The sequence below is a fragment of the Pseudazoarcus sp. NS20 genome (assembly GCF_059703745.1).
Map to the genome: position 1 here is coordinate 327,850 of NZ_BAAKIY010000003.1, position 19,242 is coordinate 347,091.

At 62.8% G+C, this 19,242-nt stretch carries 16 protein-coding genes and 1 tRNA gene; 5 read left to right on the forward strand and 12 right to left on the reverse strand.

Annotation, left to right across the window (positions count from 1 at the left end):
• Positions 1 to 57 precede the first annotated feature (57 nt).
• Both AC6H0W_RS10275 and AC6H0W_RS10280 read left to right on the forward strand, forming a co-directional pair.
• Positions 58 to 591: a hypothetical protein gene (locus tag AC6H0W_RS10275; protein WP_497577060.1), complete on the forward strand. Its 534-nt coding sequence runs from the start codon at positions 58 to 60 to the stop codon at positions 589 to 591.
• A gap of 90 nt (positions 592 to 681) precedes the next feature.
• On the forward strand, positions 682 to 1,134 hold the full coding sequence (locus AC6H0W_RS10280; protein ID WP_497577061.1) for a MarR family winged helix-turn-helix transcriptional regulator: 453 nt from the start codon (positions 682 to 684) through the stop codon (positions 1,132 to 1,134).
• 136 nt (positions 1,135 to 1,270) lie between these two features.
• On the opposite strand, the gene AC6H0W_RS10285 is transcribed toward AC6H0W_RS10280, so the two are convergent.
• On the reverse strand, positions 1,271 to 1,846 hold the full coding sequence (locus AC6H0W_RS10285) for a YIP1 family protein (RefSeq protein ID WP_497577062.1): 576 nt from the start codon (positions 1,844 to 1,846) through the stop codon (positions 1,271 to 1,273).
• A gap of 364 nt (positions 1,847 to 2,210) precedes the next feature.
• Between AC6H0W_RS10285 and AC6H0W_RS10290 the strand changes: the two genes are divergently transcribed.
• Entirely contained in the window at positions 2,211 to 3,365 is a 1,155-nt protein-coding gene (locus tag AC6H0W_RS10290; RefSeq protein WP_497577063.1) for an NAD(P)/FAD-dependent oxidoreductase, read from the forward strand.
• A gap of 264 nt (positions 3,366 to 3,629) precedes the next feature.
• Here AC6H0W_RS10290 and AC6H0W_RS10295 read toward each other — a convergent pair.
• The 4 genes from AC6H0W_RS10295 to AC6H0W_RS10310 all read right to left on the reverse strand — a co-directional run bounded on the left by AC6H0W_RS10295 (position 3,630) and on the right by AC6H0W_RS10310 (position 5,945).
• A tRNA-Leu gene (locus tag AC6H0W_RS10295) sits at positions 3,630 to 3,714 on the reverse strand.
• A 157-nt stretch (positions 3,715 to 3,871) separates the two neighbouring features.
• Positions 3,872 to 4,318 carry a DUF6306 domain-containing protein gene (locus AC6H0W_RS10300; protein WP_497577064.1) on the reverse strand — a complete coding sequence of 149 codons (447 nt, stop codon included), beginning with the start codon at positions 4,316 to 4,318 and terminating at the stop codon, positions 3,872 to 3,874.
• A gap of 20 nt (positions 4,319 to 4,338) precedes the next feature.
• A complete protein-coding gene (locus AC6H0W_RS10305; protein ID WP_497577065.1) occupies positions 4,339 to 5,493 on the reverse strand; it encodes an HPP family protein in 1,155 nt (384 codons plus the stop codon).
• A complete protein-coding gene (locus AC6H0W_RS10310) occupies positions 5,490 to 5,945 on the reverse strand; it encodes an RrF2 family transcriptional regulator (RefSeq protein WP_497577066.1) in 456 nt (151 codons plus the stop codon). Before AC6H0W_RS10310 ends, AC6H0W_RS10305 begins: the two co-directional genes overlap by 4 nt.
• 143 nt (positions 5,946 to 6,088) lie before the next feature.
• Here AC6H0W_RS10310 and asd point away from each other — a divergent pair, with 143 nt between their 5' ends.
• Positions 6,089 to 6,958: an archaetidylserine decarboxylase gene (gene asd, locus AC6H0W_RS10315; protein ID WP_497577067.1), complete on the forward strand. Its 870-nt coding sequence runs from the start codon at positions 6,089 to 6,091 to the stop codon at positions 6,956 to 6,958.
• Positions 6,959 to 6,967: 9 nt separating this feature from the next.
• On the opposite strand, the gene AC6H0W_RS10320 is transcribed toward asd, so the two are convergent.
• The 6 genes from AC6H0W_RS10320 to AC6H0W_RS10345 all read right to left on the reverse strand — a co-directional run bounded on the left by AC6H0W_RS10320 (position 6,968) and on the right by AC6H0W_RS10345 (position 15,550).
• Complete coding sequence (locus AC6H0W_RS10320) at positions 6,968 to 9,163, reverse strand: EAL domain-containing response regulator (protein ID WP_497577068.1); 2,196 nt, start codon at positions 9,161 to 9,163, stop codon at positions 6,968 to 6,970.
• A complete protein-coding gene (locus AC6H0W_RS10325) occupies positions 9,160 to 12,414 on the reverse strand; it encodes a response regulator (RefSeq protein WP_497577069.1) in 3,255 nt (1,084 codons plus the stop codon). Before AC6H0W_RS10325 ends, AC6H0W_RS10320 begins: the two co-directional genes overlap by 4 nt.
• Before the next feature lie 174 nt (positions 12,415 to 12,588).
• Positions 12,589 to 13,530 (reverse strand): GGDEF domain-containing protein, encoded by a 942-nt coding sequence (locus AC6H0W_RS10330; protein WP_497577070.1) that lies wholly within the window; start codon positions 13,528 to 13,530, stop codon positions 12,589 to 12,591.
• 122 nt (positions 13,531 to 13,652) lie between these two features.
• The gene (locus AC6H0W_RS10335) at positions 13,653 to 14,465 is read right to left on the reverse strand and encodes an SAM-dependent methyltransferase (protein ID WP_497577071.1); all 813 of its coding nucleotides are present in this window, start codon (positions 14,463 to 14,465) and stop codon (positions 13,653 to 13,655) included.
• Between the two features lie 117 nt (positions 14,466 to 14,582).
• Positions 14,583 to 15,329 carry an SDR family oxidoreductase gene (locus AC6H0W_RS10340; protein WP_497577072.1) on the reverse strand — a complete coding sequence of 249 codons (747 nt, stop codon included), beginning with the start codon at positions 15,327 to 15,329 and terminating at the stop codon, positions 14,583 to 14,585.
• A 20-nt stretch (positions 15,330 to 15,349) separates the two neighbouring features.
• On the reverse strand, positions 15,350 to 15,550 hold the full coding sequence (locus tag AC6H0W_RS10345; protein ID WP_497577073.1) for a SlyX family protein: 201 nt from the start codon (positions 15,548 to 15,550) through the stop codon (positions 15,350 to 15,352).
• 101 nt (positions 15,551 to 15,651) lie between these two features.
• On the opposite strand from AC6H0W_RS10345, the gene AC6H0W_RS10350 reads away from it, so the two are divergent.
• Positions 15,652 to 17,520, forward strand: a complete 1,869-nt coding sequence (locus AC6H0W_RS10350; protein ID WP_497577074.1) for an SLC13 family permease — start codon at positions 15,652 to 15,654, stop codon at positions 17,518 to 17,520.
• Positions 17,521 to 17,544: 24 nt separating this feature from the next.
• Here AC6H0W_RS10350 and AC6H0W_RS10355 read toward each other — a convergent pair whose 3' ends face one another.
• Positions 17,545 to 19,095 (reverse strand): ABC transporter substrate-binding protein, encoded by a 1,551-nt coding sequence (locus tag AC6H0W_RS10355; RefSeq protein ID WP_497577075.1) that lies wholly within the window; start codon positions 19,093 to 19,095, stop codon positions 17,545 to 17,547.
• Between the last annotated feature and the right edge of the window lie 147 nt (positions 19,096 to 19,242).

A 19,242-nucleotide genomic window follows, 5' to 3' on the forward strand; every position in this document is an offset into this window, starting at 1 on the left:
CCGCTTCGATTGGTATGAAATCTGCTGGGTATGCGGGACTGTTTCAGGAGTCCGGCAATGATTTCCATCCAGCCCTTCGTGGCGCAGACCACCGTCACGTCCCCGACGCGGCGCGAAACACCTCAGGATGCCGGCGTCGCGGCGCCTCCACCCGTGTCCACTCTGCCCCCGCTGAGAGTGCTTCAAGGAGCCGACATTGCCGCGGCCACGGCAGATTTTGCCGCCGACCTCAACTATCTTTTCCGTCGCAACGGTATTTCCGTGCCGCCGGAAGTGATGCTTGGCAGTGATTCCACGGGGCACGTGAAGGTGAGTGGAGAGCACCCTGACAAGGCGCGTATCGAAGCGCTGTTCGAGGCGGACTTTGATCTGCGCAACCGCTACGGTGAAATTGCTTCGGCGCACATGCTGCAGCGCGCTGTCGAAAACTATGACGATTTCGTGGCGCAGTATCAGCGTCTGCAGGGTAATCCTGCCGCACAGGAGGCCTTGGTGCAGGCCCGCATCGCGCGCAATTCCGCACCGTTTGCGTTGGCCGTCGATGCAAACGGGGCTGAGGGGGTGTTCAGCGGGCTGAGTCTCAGAGCCTGACGGAAGCCTGACATGTCAGGGATGTCCGGGGGGTGCTTCCCGGTGTCCCGATAGGTTATGCTTATATCACTCCATGATCAGGTTCTGAAAATGAAGGACAAGTCGATTCCGCTGGCGGAAATCCAGGCGCTGGCGGAATTCCGCTATCAGCTGCGTCGCTTTCTGCGCTTCTCCGAGGTGCTGGTGCGCGATTACGGCATCACCGCCCTGCAGTATCAGATGATGCTGCAACTCAAAGGCTTCCCCGGACGGGAGTGGGCCAACGTCGGCGAGCTGGCCGAGCGCCTGCAGTCGCATCACCACGGCGTGGTGTCGTTGGTATCGCGCTGCGAAAAGCTCGAACTGGTCGAGCGCCGTACCGGGCGGGATGATGCACGCAACGTCGAGATTCACCTCACTGCCAAGGGTGACGAGCTGGTGACTCATCTGGCGCGGCTGCACCGCGACGAGCTGCTGGCACGCCGTGACGTGTTCGCCGTTCCGACGATTGCCGACCTTGAGGCGGGCACGATCCTGCGCCGCGGTGAAAGCATCAAGAACTGATCGAGGTCAGCTGCGTGCAGTGGCACAGCATGCCTGTTGCTGCACTACCAAACGAAAAAGCCGCGCGAAATTTCGCGCGGCTTTTTTTAATCTTGCTGACGGATGGTGCCTGTGCCGTGAAAACCGGCCTGGAGATTCAGGCGAGTACGACGACCGGAAACAGGACGATGCCGAGCAGGGCGATCCAGGTGAGCATGCCATAGCCGATCACGCGCATTGAAACCTGGCGCGGGCAGACCACATGCTGGGCAGCGAGAACGCTGCGAATGCCATGACGGATCAGCACGGCCGATGCGATGAAGCCAATCAGCGGCAGGCCGGCGGCGACAAGCAGGTTGGAGCTGAGCAGACCCAGCGAGGAGATCCACAGCGGCAGAGGGGCGATGGCAGCGACCAGAAAGGCGCCGTTCATGTCGCTCACACCGCCTTTGGCGCGCACCGAGGCATCGATCACCCAGGTCATCAGGAAGATTGCGAGCAATTCGGCAATCAGGAACACCGCGGCCACGAGTTCCCAGATACCGGCCTCGACCGTCGGGAAATGCGTTGCACCGACGGTGTTGGCTGCCAGCAGCAGCATGGCCGGAGGGAGCAGGGCGAAGGGAAGCGCGAGGTTGGCGAAAGTGCGCGTCATGGTCGGGCGGTCAGCCATGAGCGTCTTCCAGCCGGAGCGAGGGGAGGCGAGCAATGCGGGAATTCGGGTCAGATTCATGGTGCTTCTCTTTCAGGCCCGAAGGGCATGCCGGGCAGCATGCAAACCGGGCGACAGTTGGTGACAAGCGGCAGTCCCAAAGGCCTTGTGCCTATACCCTTGGTCGTACTGCGAACCTCACTTTCACGAGCGCGGTGAAGCCTATCGGAAAGGCTTTCAAGTGCCATTGACCTTGATCAAGGATGTTTATATTCAAGGTTTTGCATGCGTCCAGTTCGCCGTACTCAAGGAGCCTGCGGGCAGCACGCGTGCATCGAAGCCGGCTGCGGCCTAACATGTCGAGCCATTTCTGCCGCACGGCGCTGAGCGCGCCGCGCTGCCGACGTGGAAGTCAGGCATTTGAAACAGCATGGAGTTCCGTCGCATGGCACGTACCGTACTCATCATTGGCACCGGCATGGCCGGCTACAGCGTCGCGCGCGAGCTGCGCAAACTCGACAAGGAGTCGAGGCTTGTCCTCATCAGCCGCGATGGCGCGGATTCCTATTCCAAGCCGATGCTGTCGAACGCCTTGTCCGGCAACAAGACGCCGGCCAGTCTGGTGATGAAGTCCAGCACCACCATGGCGGAGGACCTGGTGGCCGAGATCCATGCGCGCAGCGAGGTAAGCAGCCTTGATGTGAGCGCCCGCAAGGCTGTGTTGTCCGATGGCGGCGTGGTGCGATGGGATGAGCTCGTGTTGGCTCTAGGGGCGGACCCGATTCGTCTGCCGCTAGAAGGGGACGGCGCGGACGAGGTGCTTTCGGTCAATGATCTCGACGACTTTGCTGCATTCACCCAGCGCTTGGTGGATGCCAAGCATGTCGTGCTGCTGGGTGGTGGCCTGATCGGCTGCGAGTTTGCCAACGACGTGCTGGCGCGCTCGATTCGGCCCACTGTGGTCGATGTTGCTGATCGGCCGCTCGGACGTCTGCTGCCGCCCGAAGCGGCAGGCTTCTTCACCCGCCACATGGAGGCCGCTGGCGTGCTGTTTCGCCTCCAGGCAGGCGTGAAGACGGTGCATAAGGCCGACGGCTGCCTGCGGGTGCGCCTGGACGACGGCAGCACACTCAAGGCCGATGTGGTGATGTCGGCAATCGGTCTGCGTCCGCGCACTGCGCTGGCCGAAGCGGCGGGCTGCAAGGTCGAACGTGGCGTTGTGGTCGACCGCTTCCTGCGCACCAGCGTGCCGCACATTCATGCAGTGGGCGACTGCGCCGAAGTGGCGGGGCTCAATCTGCCCTTCGTCATGCCGATCATGCATCAGGCACGGGCACTTGCAGCCACGCTCACCGGTACGCCGACCGAGGTGATCTACCCGGCCATGCCGGTGATGGTGAAAACCCCGGCTTGTCCAACGGTGGTGTGCCCGCCGTCACCGAAAGCCGAAGGCGCGTGGCGTGTCGAAGAGGATGAAGAAGGCGTCAGCGCCTTGTTCGAATCGGCCGATGGACGCCTGCTCGGGTTCGCGCTGCTGGGGAAGGCCACGGCGCGCCGTCAGGAGTTGGCGGCGCAGATGCCGAAACCGTTCGACGCCTGACGAGTCGAGGCGCCCCGAGCAGTTCGGGCCCTACAAAAAAATGGGGCGGCCATGAGGCCGCCCCGAACTATCCTTCCCATGGAGGCTGGCGACCGGGGGTGGGGAATGGGCCGCAGCGGGAAGGAGAGAGAGAAGTTACGACCGGAGGCTGGCGCTAGAGTTCAGAGCGCGAAACCGCCTTCATGGCCGATTCGCAGCGGATTATCTATTACTTTGGACATAGTGCGCAAGAGACCGGCATCTTGTGCAGAGAGAAGATATTGATGGTGCGCCGAAAGGGACTCGAACCCCCACGCCTTGCGGCACTGGAACCTAAATCCAGCGTGTCTACCAATTTCACCACCGGCGCGCGGCGCGAAGGATAGCACGAGCCTGCAGCGTCGTCCGCTGCACGGCTCTGCCAGCGCTCTGGCGTACCTTCGATTTGGCGCGAAGCTCCCGGAGGGGGCGCCCGCTACACGCGCGAAAGCGCGCTGCCGCGTGCTGTGAAAACCGCCGTGCCGTGCTCAGAGCTGCTCGATCAGATTCTCGGTACGGGTGATGTTGTCGCGGTGGGTTTCGTACATTTCCTGCAGCCCTTCACGCATGTGGGCGTAGGGAATGCGCGGCAAGGCCTTGCCGACCTCGCGCGCTACCCAGCCCTGACCGCGGTTGAGGAATGCCAGGCGCTCAGCTTTGCCTTCGACAGCCAGCGCCTTCTCCGCGAACGAACCGGTGTTCGGGCTGATTTCGGCGCCGAGTTCCTTCAGGTAGCCGAACATCAAGCGACAGTATTTGCCCTCGTCGCGGCGCGAAGCGACGATCAATTCGACCGCCGACGGGTCTTCGGTGAAGTCCTTCTCGTATTCGGTGAGCACCTTCACGCCGGCACGTTCGCATTCGAGCAGGGTATTGAACAGCTCGACCAACTCGGCATCGGTGAGCGGCGTGTTGTCGTTGGCTTCTTCGGTCATGACATTCTCCTGAATGGGTTTCAGTGCTGTGTGTCGCTGCCGTGATACAGGGCGGCAACCAGATCGGATTGCGTCACCATGCCGACCAGCCGCTGCTCTGCATCGATCACGGGAATGTGGTGTCGCCCACCGTCCGAGAGTTTGGGTACCAGCGTGGCGATGTGGTCGTTCTGCTCAGCGGTTTCCATGGCCCGCGACATGACCGTGCCGACGGTGTTCCGAGCTTGCCGGTCGTGCTGCAGGGGGGCGGAGACGGGTTCGTCGCTCTGTTCAAAATAGTGGGTGCCGGCACGCTTGAGCAGATCCACCAGCGTCACGATGCCGACCACGTGGCTCTCGCGGTCCACCACCGGCAAAGCCTTGACGTGACGGGAACTCATCAGGGCCCAGGCTTCCTCGAGCGAGGTGTCGGAAGTTGCCGTGACAAGGTCGCGTGACATGATGTCACCACACAGGATTTCCCCCATGCGCCGACGCCATGAAGCGAGCTCGGTCTGCTTCAGGATGATCTGCAATTCGCTCGGACTGACGTCGAGCACCTGCTTGTAGCGCTGCAGCACTCCCTCCAGATCTTCCTGCGTAAAGCCCAAGCGCTCGCCGGGCGGCCGGTCGGTACTGGGGTGTGCTTCGGGTTTTGGGCTGGCCGGCAAAGGGGGATAGCGGCGCCCGGTCAGATTGTTGTAGAGCAAGCCGACGGCGAGCAGCATCAACGACTCCAGCCCGACGGGGACCAGCGCCCAGTAATAGCCTTGCTGCAGCACCGCGTCACCCCCCAGTACGGTGGCCAGCGCCACCGCGCCACCCGGCGGGTGCAGGCTGCGGGTGAGGAACATCAGGGCTATGGCGCCGCCGACGCCGACGGCCGCGGCCACCGCGACGTCGTCGAACAGCATCAAGGCGGTCACACCGACCAACGCAGAAAGCGTGTTGCCCCCCACGATTGGCCACGGCTGCGCCAAGGGACCGTTCGGCACGGCGAACAGCAACACCGCAGAGGCGCCCAGCGGTGCAATCAGCATCGGCAGCTGCGGTGTATTGCCGATCAGCCAGAAGCTGCTGATGCCGGTCACGAAAATGCCGATCAAAGCGCCGACACAGGCGCGAATGCGCTCGACCCGGTCGGCCTGAAGCCGCGCAGGTTTGAAGGCGAGCAGCCAGTTTTGCAGGGCTTTCATGCAGGGCTCTTGTTCAACGGCGTTGCCTGACGCAGGCGTTGCAGCAGAGCCTGCGTGGGCGGGCCCACAAGATCAGGCAACGAGTGCTTGTTCATGTGTGCATAGAAGGCTTCGCGCCCTTCGTCGAGCACATGTTTGAGTTGGCAATTGCCACGCAAGGGGCAGGGCGGCTCGCTGCAGTTTACGAGCGACGCATGGCCCTCCAGTTCACGCAGGACGTCGCCCAACAGCAAGGGCTCGTCGAGCTCGGCGAGGCGGATGCCGCCGTTGCGCCCGGGGCGCGAAGACACCCAGCCCTGGCCGGACAGGCGGGTGACGATCTTGTTCAGGTGGTTCACCGGAATATCAAAGCGCTTGGCAATGCTTTCGGTGGTAACGCGCTCGTCTTCGTCCAGTGCGTGGAGATACATCAGAACGCGCAATCCGTAGTCGGTGAAGCGATTGAGCTGCATGGGCGGGCTCGGTGATTTGAGTGATTCAAAGACTAGCACGTATAAATGGCATTTGAAATGCGCCAATTGGGCGTCAGGAACCTGGGGCCGGGCTCGGGGGACGGATATAATCGCCGTCCCATTTAGTTTTACCGGAGCTGTCCGTGTCCGACCGCCTTGCCGTGCTGCCGCAGTACCTGTTGCCCAAACAAGCCCTCACGCAGTTGATGGGGCGGCTTGCGGGCTTGCGAGGCGGCGCAGCCACCACCACCGTGATCAACTGGTTCGTGCGACGTTACGGGGTGAACATGAGCGAGGCCGTCGAGCCGGATACCGCTCGCTACGAGAGCTTCAACGAGTTCTTTACGCGCCCGTTGCGTGACGATGCGCGCCCGCTGGCCGATGCGGATTTCCTGTGTCCGGTGGACGGTGCCATCAGCCAGTGCGGGCCGTTGGACGGCGAGCGGCTGATTCAGGCCAAGGGACATGGCTACACCGCCACCGCCTTGCTCGGCGGCGACCGCGAACTGGCTGCACGTTTTCACGACGGCATGTTCGCCACGCTGTACCTCAGCCCGCGCGACTATCACCGCATCCACATGCCGTGCGCGGGCATCCTGCGCCGCATGATCCACGTACCGGGTGAATTGTTTTCGGTGAATCCCCTCACGGCGCGCGCCGTGCCGGGCCTGTTTGCCCGCAACGAGCGCGTAGTGTGCATTTTCGATGGCGAAAACGGTCCGTTTGCCATGGTGCTGGTCGGGGCCACCATCGTGGGCAGCATGGCCACCGTCTGGCATGGGGTGGTCAATCCGCCGCGACCGGGCGTGGTGCGTGAATGGTCGTACAGTGCCGGCGAAGTCACGCTGGCGCGCGGCGATGAGATGGGGCGCTTTCTGCTGGGCTCTACCGTGGTAATGCTCTTCCCGCGCGACACCATGGTGTTTGCCGCTGACTGGGGGCCGGAGCGCGTCATCCGCATGGGCGAGGCCATGGGCCACGCCGTGCCGCTGCAGTTGCAGAGCGGGTTCTGAGGCGGCCCGTCAGGGCTCGATCAGCAGCGGCTGGAATTCGCCGAGGAACTGCGACATACGCTCTGCGGGGTACGGCGGGCTGATCAGATAGCCTTGAATGATGTCGCACTGCAATTCTCGCAGCCGCAGGGCTTGTTCGAGCGTTTCAACGCCTTCCGCCACCACATTCAATCCGAGACTGTGCCCCAGGGCGATGACTGCCTTGACGATGGAGGCATTGCCTTCGTTGCGGGTCATGCCGGCGACGAAGGACATGTCCACCTTGAGCGTATCCACATCGAGTTGCTGCAGGTAGCCGAGCGACGAATAGCCTGTTCCGAAGTCGTCGATGGCGATATGCAAGCCAAGCGCCTTGAGCTGGCTGACCGTGTCGAAGGAATGCGCGCGGTCGGTGATCACGGCTGTTTCGGTCAGCTCGAGCTCGAAGCGCTCGGCGGGCACGCCGCTTTGCGCCAAGGCATGGCGCCACGCTGCAGGCAGTTGGCCGCGCGCGAGCTCGACCGCAGAGATGTTCACGGCGACACGCGGCACATTCATGCCGGCGTCGAGCCAGAGCCGGATCTGACGGCAGGCCTCATTCATCACCCAGGCGCCGATCGGCACGATCATGCCATTCTCTTCGGCGAAGGAAATGAATTCGCCGGGTGAAATCATGCCGCGCTCGGGATGCTCCCAGCGCACCAGGGCTTCGATGCCGGCGACCTTTCCGGTACGCACATCCACTTGAGGCTGATAGTGCAGACGCAGATCACCGCGCTCGATGGCCTGCCGCAGATCGGCTTCGAGCGTGAGGCGCTGATGCGCACGCACCGACATCTCCGGCGAGAAATAACGCATCATGCCGCGCCCTTGCACTTTGGCTTGATGCAGCGCGGCGTTGGCGTTGCTCTGCAGCGTCTCGGCATCGTGGCCATCACCGGGGTACAGGGCGATGCCGATGCTCGCATTGGCGTAAATGGTTTTGCCGGCGACGTTGAACGGCATGCTCAGTGCGTCGAGCATCTGCTGGGCACGCAGATCGGATGATGGCGTGCCTTCGGGCAGTTCCAGCAGCAGGTCAAACTCATCGCCACCCACACGCGCCAGTGTGTCGCCCTCGGGCAGCAAGGAGCCCAAGCGACGTGCCACCTCGATCAGCAACTGATCGCCGATGCTGTGGCCCAGGCTCTCGTTGATGGTAGTGAAATTATCGAGGTCGAGCAGCAGCAGTGCGAAGGGCACCTGGCTGCGGTCGGCATTACGCACGGCGTGCTGCAGCAACTCGGCAAACAGCACGCGGTTGGGCAGGCCCGTGAGCGAATCACGGTGCACCAGCGTGCGGTATTTCTCTTCACTCACCCGCAGCATGGTGGTGCGCTGCGACAGCAGATCTTCGAGAAAGCGCCGAAGTTGCGACAGCTCGAGGTGATGGCGAATGCGGGCCCGTACCTCATCGATGTCGAAGGGCTTGGTGATGTAATCGGCTGCGCCGAGCTCGAAGCCGCGAACCTTCTGCTGTGAATTGTCGATGACCGTGACGAAGATCACCGGTATGCGCGCACCGGTGGCGGTAGCCTTGATGCGCCGGCACACCTCGTAGCCATCCATGTCCGGCATCACGACGTCGAGCAGCATGATGTCGGGTGGAGTCGGGCCGGAGATGGCTTCAAGCGCCTTGGCTCCGTTGCTGGCGACAGTCACCCGATATTGGTCGCGCAAGGCTTCGAGCAATTCATGCACATTCTCCGGGACATCGTCGACGACCAGCAGTGAGGGCGCATGTTTGCGTTCGTTGGAAGCGGCGATATCGAACATCACCGGGTTGCGGCGAATGTCGTGCAATTCGAGGTGGTTGCGCACACGTATGCGCAGAAGATCGGGGTTGACCGGCTTGGTGAGGTAATCGACTGCGCCCATCGCAATGCCGCGCGCTTCATCCGTTGCCTCGTTGAGGGCCGACACGAAAATCACCGGAATGTTTGCGGTCTGCGGGTCGAGCTTCAGTGCCGACAGGGTCGAATAGCCGTCCATGCCAGGCATGCGGATGTCGAGCAGGATGAGATCCGGGTGCGGATAGCGGCGGGCCAACTCCAGTGCCTTTTCACCCGACGTGGCCGCAAGAATGGCGTAGTCATCACGCAGGACGCTCATCAGGGCGTGCAGGTTCTCGTGCACGTCGTCGACGATCAGGATGCGTTGGCGATGATCTGGAGAGGAGGGCGTCATGGGTTCTGCGGGTCGGGAATGTTGGCTTGGCGAAGATCGGCCAGCAGCGAGAGTGCGCCGTCGATATCGAACACGTCAACGCGTTCGCTGAGGGATTTGACCTGATCGGCGAGCACCGTGTCAGCCAGCCCGGCGCGCAACTCGGCGAGCAGCGGCTCGGCTGCGCCGAGATCGTGTTCAAGCGCATGGGCCAGGCGGTCGAGCAGGGCAATGCGCTGCGCCTCGTCGAGCGGCTGCGCGGACGGCTCGTGTGAGGTATCTGGCCGGGCAGCGGCGAGCAGGTCGATCTCTACGAGAGTGGCGTCGAGTAGCGCACGCGCCTCGTTCAACACGCCTGGATCCGGTTGCCGGTCGTTTCTGAGTTGTTGGTCGACTTCGCTGATCAGTTCATGCAGACGCACGGCCCCGATGTTGCCGCTGACGCCCTTGAAGGCATGGCAGAAGGCCTCGGCATGACGCGGCCCGCGCGTCTCGATCAGCGTCTGCAGCTCATTTACTGCGCCCGCGTAGTGCTCGCGGAAGCGGCGCAGTTGGCGCAGGTAGGCATCGGGCTTGCCTCCGATGCGGCGGATGCCGTCGTGGGCATCCAGCGTTGTCAGCCGAGCGAAATCGTCCGGGATGGTGCTGCCTCCGCGTGGCAGGGCCGCATGGGGGCGGGCGCCGGAGGGCGGGCGAACCCAGTGTGCGAGCACGGCCATCAGCCGGTCGGGCGAGATGGGTTTGGTGATGTGGTCGTTCATGCCGGCACGGCTGGAGGCGTCGGCATCGCTGCTCATCGCCAGGGCCGTCATGGCAATGATGGGCAGTTCGGCGAGGTGCTCGAAGCCTGCTTGCTGGCCAAGTGCGCGGATCCGGCGCGAGGCCTCCAGACCGTCCATGACCGGCATCTGGATATCCATCAGCACGGCGTCGAAGCCGGGCTGGCGCAGCCGTTCGACGGCCTCGGCACCGTTGACGGCTTCTTCGACCTCAATGCCTTCGCTGCGCAGCAACTCGATGGCGAATTCGCGATTGATCTCGTTATCTTCGACCAGCAGCACGCGTGCGCCAGCGAGGTTGCCCGAGGTTGTAAGTTCAGGCAGCCGCGGGAGGCCGTCTGGTTGCTCTCGCCCCAAGATGCGCCCACGCCCCAATACGCTGAGGATAGTGTCGAGCAGGGTCGACGGCGAGACGGGTTTGATCAGGAAGCCATCCGCGCCGGCCTGCTCCGAGAGGCGCACGACTTCCTCGCGCCCGTAGGCAGTGACCATGACGATCTTCGGTGCATGCTTGATCGACATGTCGGCGCGGATGCGGCGTGTGGCCTCATCCCCGTGCATGGCGGGCATGCGCCAATCCATCAGCACGAGATCCCAGGGGGGGTAGGGGTTCTCCTGCAGCATCGCGATGGCTTCTGCACCGCTGTGAGCACTGCTGACGTCCAGTTGGAAAAAACGCAGCATCTCGGCGAGGATTTCACGCGAAACATCGTTGTCATCAACGACCAGAACACGGATGCCTCTCAACAACGGCCCGACCTGTTCGAGCAGTTCCGTCTGGCGGGCTTGCGCCTGCACGGCCACGCCGAGTTGCACCGTGAAGCTCATGGTGGTGCCTTTGCCGGGGGAAGATTCCTCCACCCAGATGCGCCCCCCCATCATCTCGGCGAGGCTGCGGCAGATCGCCAGACCAAGACCCGTGCCGCCGAAACGACGAGTGGTGCTCTGATCGGCCTGGGAGAATTTCTCGAACAGACGTGCCTGTGTTTCGGGCGTCATGCCGATGCCTGAATCACGCACGCTGATCTTGATGGTGATGGCTTCGCCTTGTGTCTCGACGGCCTGAAACGCCAGCTCGACCTCACCCTTGTCGGTGAACTTCACTGCGTTGCCACACAGATTGAGCAAAATCTGGCCGAGGCGCAGCGGGTCACCGATCAGGCGTGGAGGAATCGCCGGGTCATAACGGATGAGGAATTCGATGCCTTTGTGCTCGGTCTGATAACTCACCGCGTCGGCGAGTTGTTCCAGCACGCTGTCGAGGCCGAACTCGATCTGCTCCAGCTCGAGCTTTCCGGCCTCGATCTTCGAGATGTCGAGAATGTCGTTGATGATGCCCAGCAGCGAATGGGCCGCACCCTGCGCCTTGTTGAGGTGATTGCGAAGCTGCGGGGGGAGGTCGCCCTTGAGGGCGAGATAAAGCATGCCGAGGATGGCATTCATCGGCGTGCGTATCTCGTGGCTCATGTTGGCCAGGAAATCGCTTTTCACACGGCTGGCGCGTTCGGCCTCTTCCTTGGCAAGGCGCAGTTCCACCGTGCGTTGCTCGACCTGGCGTTCAAGATTGGCGCGTTCGAATTCCAGCTCGGCTGCGCTGTCGCGCAATTGACGGGTGCGCACATCGACCTGACGGCGCAGCAACATACTGGCCGCCACCAGCAGCAGGAGGCCGCCCACCAGTCCCGTGAGCGACATCTGTACCCAGCGTGGCATCAATACTTCCGGCGGTGCTGCCATGGCATTTTGCAAAGCCTTGAAGTACACCGAATTGCCATCACGACGCCAGCGCACCAAATGATGGTCGATGCGGGCGAGCAGTTCCGGCTCGGCGCCTTTGCGGGCAGCGAAGTACAGCGTCGAGGGCAGAAAGACGATGGGCGTTTCCACCAGGCGATAGTTCGCACCATTGCGTGCGGCAAAGAAGCTGTTGGTGATCACCGCATCGGCATCGCCACGTTCGACGGCCTCGTAGCCTTGCTCCAGCGAATCTACGATCACCGGCCGGAAATCGATGCCTGAACCCACCAGCAACTGCTGCAGGAAGCCGAATTGCACGCTGCCGCGCAGCAGGGCCACGCGGGCATCCTGCAGGTCGGAGAGCCCATTGATGTTGCGGAAGGGGTGAGCGTAGATCTGTGACCAGCTGTTGACGACCGAGGTGCGATGAAAGTCCAGGCGCGTAGCGCGTTCAGCCGTGAAGGCCACATCCGGCATCAAGTCGAGTTCGCCGTTCTCCAGCATCTCGAGGCAGCGCTGCCAGGCGCAAGGTACATAGTTCAGACGCCAGCCTTCGCTCTTGGCGATTGCCTCGAGTATCTCGACGAACAGGCCACCTGGTTGGCCATTGTCGTTGGTGTAAACCTTCGGAGGGTTTTCGTACAGCCCGACGCGCAGGCTGCGGCTTGTGGAAGGGGCAAAAGGGGCCTCCCAGGCCGACATGACAAGGGCCACCGCCAACATCACGACGAAGAGTGCTGCGATGCCTTTCTTCATGCCGAACCGCCTGCGGCCAGTGTCATTTTCATACTCGAAGGGCGTATTCCAGATGCCTGCAATTCGCATGCATCATGCCGTGAAACAACGCTCAAGGCCAATTTCAGACATTCAACGGCACCGGAAAAAATTCACGCGGCATCGGAATGAGCGCCGTATTGCCCATCTGCGCAATTACAGCGTGCACTGAGCCTGGTTGCGGCCAGCCTGCTTGGCTTTGTACAACAGTTTGTCGACTTGATCTAGGAAGCATTCCAAAACGTCATGCCCCTCCGGAACGATTGTGCCCAGACCAAGGCTGATCGTGACATGCGGGGCTACCGTGGAACCTCGATGCGCAATGGCCTGGTCGATCACTGCAGTGCGCAGTCGCTCTGCGACCTTGAGTGCCGCCTCGCGATCGGTTTCGGGTAGCACCACCAGAAACTCCTCGCCACCGAAGCGACCGAAGAAATCGCGCGGGCGCATGGCGGCATTGGCGAGCGCCCGAGCCACTTTGCGCAGACAGTCATCGCCGGCAAGGTGGCCGTACAGGTCGTTGTATTCCTTGAAGTAATCGATATCCAGAAGAATGACGCTAAGCGGTTGCGCCGCACGCCGTGCACTGGACCACTCGCGCGTCAGCACCGTATCGACCATGCGACGGTTGGCAACGCCGGTGAGACCGTCCTTGAACGACAGCTCTTCGAGCTCGCGTTGCAACGCGAGGATGCGGTCTTCGCTGCGCTTGCGCTCGCTGATGTCGAACATGAAGCCGATGAGCGCCTTGACCGAGCCGTCCGGATTGCGCTCGACGTGCACCACATCGCGAATCCACACGTACTCGCCATCGCTACGCAAGGCGCGGTAGTCGGCCTCATGGTCGACGCCTGCGTGCGATTGCGCCACGCAGTAGTTGACGACCCATTCCCGGTCTTCCGCATGCATGCGGCTGGCCCAGTCCTCGACGCTCGTCCAGCTCTCGCGCTTCCAACCGAGCAAATGTTCGATCTGCGGCCCGATGTAGGTAAAGCACAAGGTTTTCCAATCGATGCGCCAAGGGATGGCTTTGGTCGATTCGAGCAGGGTCTGATAGACCGCGCTGTCGTCGTGCATGGGGTGGGCCGGTTCGCTCATGATGGTTCCGTGACGGGCACGCTCACCGCAAAGTCACGGTGCGCTGGCGAGTATACGCAACTCCGCCTAGGCTTCCACAGCCCTCGCTTCGAACGGGCTGCAGAGCCACCGGCCGACATCGCTCACTGGCGGGTGGCGGCCCATTTCTCGACGGTGCCAGGGCCTGCCAGCGCCGTGATGGTGTTCCCATCCACCGTGCCGATGTAATGCTTGCCGCGTGCGCTGAAACGGATTTCATCCCCTCGCAGTGCTGCGAAGGTCATACGGTGGGCATTGCCTTCGATTTCGTACTCGCCATCAATGCGCTGGTAGGTTTGGCTGAAGGTGACGAGTTGCTCCGAGCCGTCGGCATGGCGGATTTGCCACGCGCCCTCGACCTTGGCCGGAACGATCCACATGAACGCCTGCAACCCGCGCGTCTGAACGGTGGCATCGGGCTGCCAGTTGCCCATCGTGAAGGCGTGAGACACCACGCGCGTTCCCGGTTTCAGGGTGTCGAGGATGATGGGGCGCAAGCGCACGTTGATGGTATTGAGCAGATACATGGTCAACACTGTAGCTTCCGAAAAATCCATCTCGAACAGGTCGCCCTGGATGAATTCGACATGGTCGGAAACGCCGGCCTCACGGGCGTTTTCGTTGGCCTCGCGAACTCGTTCGGGGTCGATGTCGACGCCGATGGCACCCCGCACGCCCCAGTCACGAACGGCCTGGATGACGATTCGCCCGTCGCCGGATCCGAGGTCGATGAGTTTGTCGTCCGGTTGCACGTCGGCCAGTTCGAGCATGCGATGAACCGTGTCATAAGCAGTGGGCACGTAAGGCACATCCAGCTGCACGTTCTGTGCGCAAGCCGAGCTGCCCAGCAGCAACGCGGCGACCAGCAGCGCCGATGGGCCGCGCAGCATGGCTTGGCTGGTGGAACGAATCGTCATTGAACTCTCTCCCTCAATGGAACAATCGATGGCCGCTTGCTGGAAGGCGGAGCGCGATGGGCGTTCCGGTTCGCATGCCCCTCTTTACAAGCGATACGTGCTTGTGCGGGCGCAGTTTCAGCGACCTCCGGCCAGTTCGATGAAGCTGCCGGTGGTATACGAGGCCTCGTCGGACAGCAGCCAGACGATTGCATTGGCAACCTCTTCCGGCGTGCCGCCACGGCCCATCGGCAATGTGGGGCCGATGCGGTCCACTCGGCCCGGCTCGCCACCACTGGCATGAATGTCGGTATGGATCACGCCGGGGCGCACGGCATTCACGCGGATGCCCTCGGCGGCTACCTCGCGCGACAGCCCGAGCGTAAGCGTATCGATGGCACCTTTGCTGGCAGCGTAGTCAACGTACTCGCCGGGCGCGCCAAGGCGCGAAGCCATAGACGACACATTCACGATGGCGCCGCCATGGCCGCCGTGCCGTGTGGACATGCGGCGAATCGCTTCGCGCGCGCACAGCACCGGGCCGACCACGTTAGTTGAAAGAATGCGTTGCAGGCGCTCGGCCGTCAGGTCTTCCACGCGGCATTGGCGTTCCAGCATGCCGGCATTGTTCACGAGTGCGCTGAGGCGTCCGGGCAAGGCGTCGATCTGCTTGAACAGCGTCACGACTTCGTCCTCGCGCGACACGTCGGCACGCATCGCAACGGCGCAACCGCCGGCTTTCTCGATCTGCGTCACGACCTCGTTGGCGGCGGCTTCATCATGTCGGTAATTCACGCACACCACGTAGCCGTGTCGTGCGGCAAGCCGTGCCGTGGCAGCGCCAATGCCGCGTCCGCCACCGGTGATTAAGATAATCGACTGCATGACGCCTCCTTGCCGGCCGCCTACCAGTGCGGCGGAATCTCGTCCTCCGGGCGTGACGGGCCGGAGGGTTGAACGGCCTTGATCTGCTGCGCGAGCTGGCGAATGTGCTCGCGCAACAAATCAAGCTCCTGCTGCTGGCGCCAGACGGTCCGGTTCAATTCGTCGATCTGGTCCTCGGCGGCCATCAGCTTGGTTTCGATGTTCTCGATTCGGTGTTCCATGTTCATGCAATCCCTCGTGTTGCCGCAATGCTACGGCAAACCACCACACAGTCGGTGAGTGGCGCTACTGTGGCGACATTCACAATTCCGGAGTGCGCTACATGACCGCCGACCAGACTCTGATTCTGGCCATTCTCGTTGCCACCGTCGGCATGTTTCTGTGGGGGCGCTGGCGCCATGACATGGTCGCCGTGGCAGCCTTGCTGGCCTGCGTCGTCGGCGGGCTGGTTGCTCCGGCGGCGGCCTTCGAAGGTTTCGGACACCCGGCCGTCGTGACGGTTGCCTGCGTGCTGGTACTGAGCCGGGCCTTGCAGGTTTCCGGCGCGGTGGATGCGCTGACGCGGCGAGTCTTGCCGGTAGGGGCCGGACCGACCTTCAGCATTGCCGCCCTGGCCTTGTTGGCGGCGGTGCTGTCGGCGTTTATGAACAACGTCGGCGCACTGGCTTTGCTGATGCCGGTGGCCATTCAGATCGCCGCGCGTCTGGAGCTGCCGCCGGGCAAGCTGCTGATGCCGCTGGCGTTCGCATCGATTCTGGGCGGCACGACGACGCTGATCGGCACGCCGCCAAACCTCATCGTGTCGGGATTTCGTGCCAATCAGCCGGACATGAGCGGTTTCAGCATGTTCGACTTTGCGCTGGTCGGCGTGCCGCTGACCTTGCTGGGTGTAGCCTTCATTGCCTTGCTCGGCTGGCGCCTGGTGCCGAGTCGCGAACGCGCCGGCGCAGATGGCTTCGACACCGGTAAATACTTCACCGAAGCGCGCGTGCCCGAGGGCAGCAAAGCCGACGGCATGCGCCTGAGCGAAGTCGAAGCGGAGCTGGATGCGGCGGATGCTCAGATTGTCGGCCTGATCCGCAACGAGGTGCGTCTGACCGCGCCGAGCGGCACGCGCATGGTGCGCGCCGATGACATCCTGATCATCGAGGCGGAAGCCGAAGGTCTGGCCGATGCCTTGTCGCGGCTCGGACTCACGCTTGAGGAAGCGGTCGAGCCGGAAGAGGAAGGTGGCGACGAAGACTCGGAAGCCAAGCTCGAAGACCAGGCAGCGCAAGGGCGTGTCAAGCAGGAGAACGAAGAGAAAGCCGAGAAAGAGGAGCCTGCGCGCAGCGAGGAGGTCGTGCTGTCAGAGCTGGTAGTGCGTCAGGAGTCGAATCTGATCGGGCGCAGCGCAAGCGACATCCAGTTGCGCTCTCGCTACGGCATCAATCTGCTGGCCGTTTCGCGCGACGGGCGCAGTTCGCGTGCGCGGCTGCGCAGTATGAGCCTGCGCCAGAGCGATGTGCTTCTGATGCAGGGCGCGCCGGAGACCATTGCCGAGTTTGCTGGGGATTTCGGCTGCGTGCCGCTGGCCAACCGCGAATTGCGTATCCCGGACCGGCGCAAGGCCATCATCTCATCGGTCATCATGCTGGCGGCGGTGATGGTCGCTGCGATCGGCTGGATGCCTGCGGCAGTGGCCTTTGCGGGTGGCGTGCTGGCGACCATGGCATTCCGCACCGTCTCGCCCAGCAAGGCCTATGAAGCGGTGGATTGGCCCGTCGTGGTGCTTCTGGGCGCGTTGCTGCCCGTAGCCGGCGCCATGCAGAGCACCGGGGCGGCCGACCTCATCGCGCGCGTGTTGCTCGATGGCCTCGCGCGCGGGGATGCCGTGATCGGTCTGGTGGTGATTCTCGTCACCACCATCGTACTGACCGACCTCATGAACAACGCCGCCACGGCCGCGGTGATGGCGCCGATTGCGCTGGGGGCTTCGACGCAACTGGGGGTGAATCCCGACACCTTCTTGATGGCAGTGGCGATCGGGGCGTCCTGCGCATTTCTGACGCCCATCGGCCATCAGAACAACACCTTGATCCTGGGGCCCGGCGGCTTTCGTTTCGGGGACTACTGGCGCATGGGGCTGCCGATGGATGCCATCGTGATCGCCGTGGGTGTGCCGATGCTGTTGTGGATGTGGCCGCTGTGATGCGTGCCGGAAGAGGCAGAAGGGTCAGCGCATATCCAGGTGTGTGGGGCTGACTTCCGGCCACTCGCACACCTTGTTGCGCCCGCCGGCCTTGGCGTCGTAGAGCATCTGGTCTGCCTTGCGTGACAAGGCTTCCATGTCTTCACCGGGCTGGAAATAGGCAAGGCCGATACTGGCCGTGATCGAGAAGCACACGCCTTCATATTCGATGCACATGTCTTCGATCGCCTGGCGCAGACGTTCGGCGAGTTGGCGAGCGTTCTCGGGATGGGTGTTGAGGCAGGCCAGGGCGAATTCCTCGCCGCCGATGCGTGCAGCGATGTCGCTGCCACGCACGTGGGCGAGGAGCGTGGTGGCGGTTCGACGCAGGGCTTCGTCCCCGGCGGGGTGGCCGAAGCGGTCATTGACGGTTTTGAAATGATCGACGTCAATGGCCAGCAGCGCTAAAGGCACATCTTCGCGCTCGGCGCGCGCCAGATCGCGCCGCAGCGCTTCGTGAAAATAGCGCCGATTGGGCAGGCCGGTGAGGGCGTCGGTGCGCGCCTCGGCTTCGGCCCGCTGGCGCGCATTCTCCAGTTCGAACGTGCGCGAACGAACCTGCGCGCGCAGCCGCAGGATGTGCGTCATCAACAGCAAGGCGATGATGGCGGCCAGCGTGGCGGTGATCTCGAGGCGGTAGCGGCGTACCGCATCGAGAAAGCGGGGCGTCTCGTCCGGGCGATACAGAAAGCCGCGCATGTCCACCGCTTGGGTGGTTTGCCCACGCGACCGGAAGGTCGCCTCGATGCGCTTCCAGCGCTCTTCATTCATGTAGCCGATCGGCACCACGTTGGGCAGGATCAGGCGTATTGCCTCCCGCGCCTCGAACAGCAAATGTTCGCGCGAGCGTGCTTGCGTGTTGTAGTGCGCAAGAATCACATCGACGACTGCCTCCGGGTGCTCCACGGCATACCGCCACCCTTTGAGGGTTGCCTCCCGAAAGTGTCGCACGCCTTCCGGGTCTGATTTGAGCAAACTCTCGGTGGTGATCAGGATGTCGCCGTAGAAGTCCACGCCGTAGTCGCTGGGAGCGAACTTGCGGTAGGCAATACCTTCAAGCTCTAGTCGATACGGCTCGTTGGTGGTGTAGGCGTTGTAGGCGTCGGTGCGGCCATACATCAGGGCGCGCACGTCGGGGTCGGCCGGCATCAGGGTGAAGTCTTCGCCACGCAGGCCCACGGCCTCCAGCATCGACATCAGTTCGGCATTCAGATAGCCGCCCAACAGCATCACGCGCTTGCCGCGCAGGTCGGTCAGTTCGCGAATGCCCGAAGCTTCGGTGGCCAGCAGGACGTTTGGGGATTGCTGAAAGATGGCTGCCAGAGCCACCAGCGGCACGCCGGTCGAACGGTAGAGCAGCACGCCTGAATCCGCCACCGCATATTCGGCCCGCCCTCCGATCAACTGTTCGACCGGTGCCGCACCGGGGTGATACTCGAGCAAGCTGACGTCGAAGCCGGCGTCGCGATAGAAGCCTTGATGTACCGCAGCGTAGTAACCGGCGAATTGAAACTGATGCGTCCATTTGAACTGCACGCGCACGGGCTGCAAGGGAGCGTTTTCGGGTGCAGCAGCCGTCGCATTGAATGCCGCCCCCAGAGCAAGGCATGCACTGAGCAGAACGTGGCGAACAGTGAATCGACTGGGCATCGGAGGAGGCGCATGAGCGTTTTGCGCTCAGCC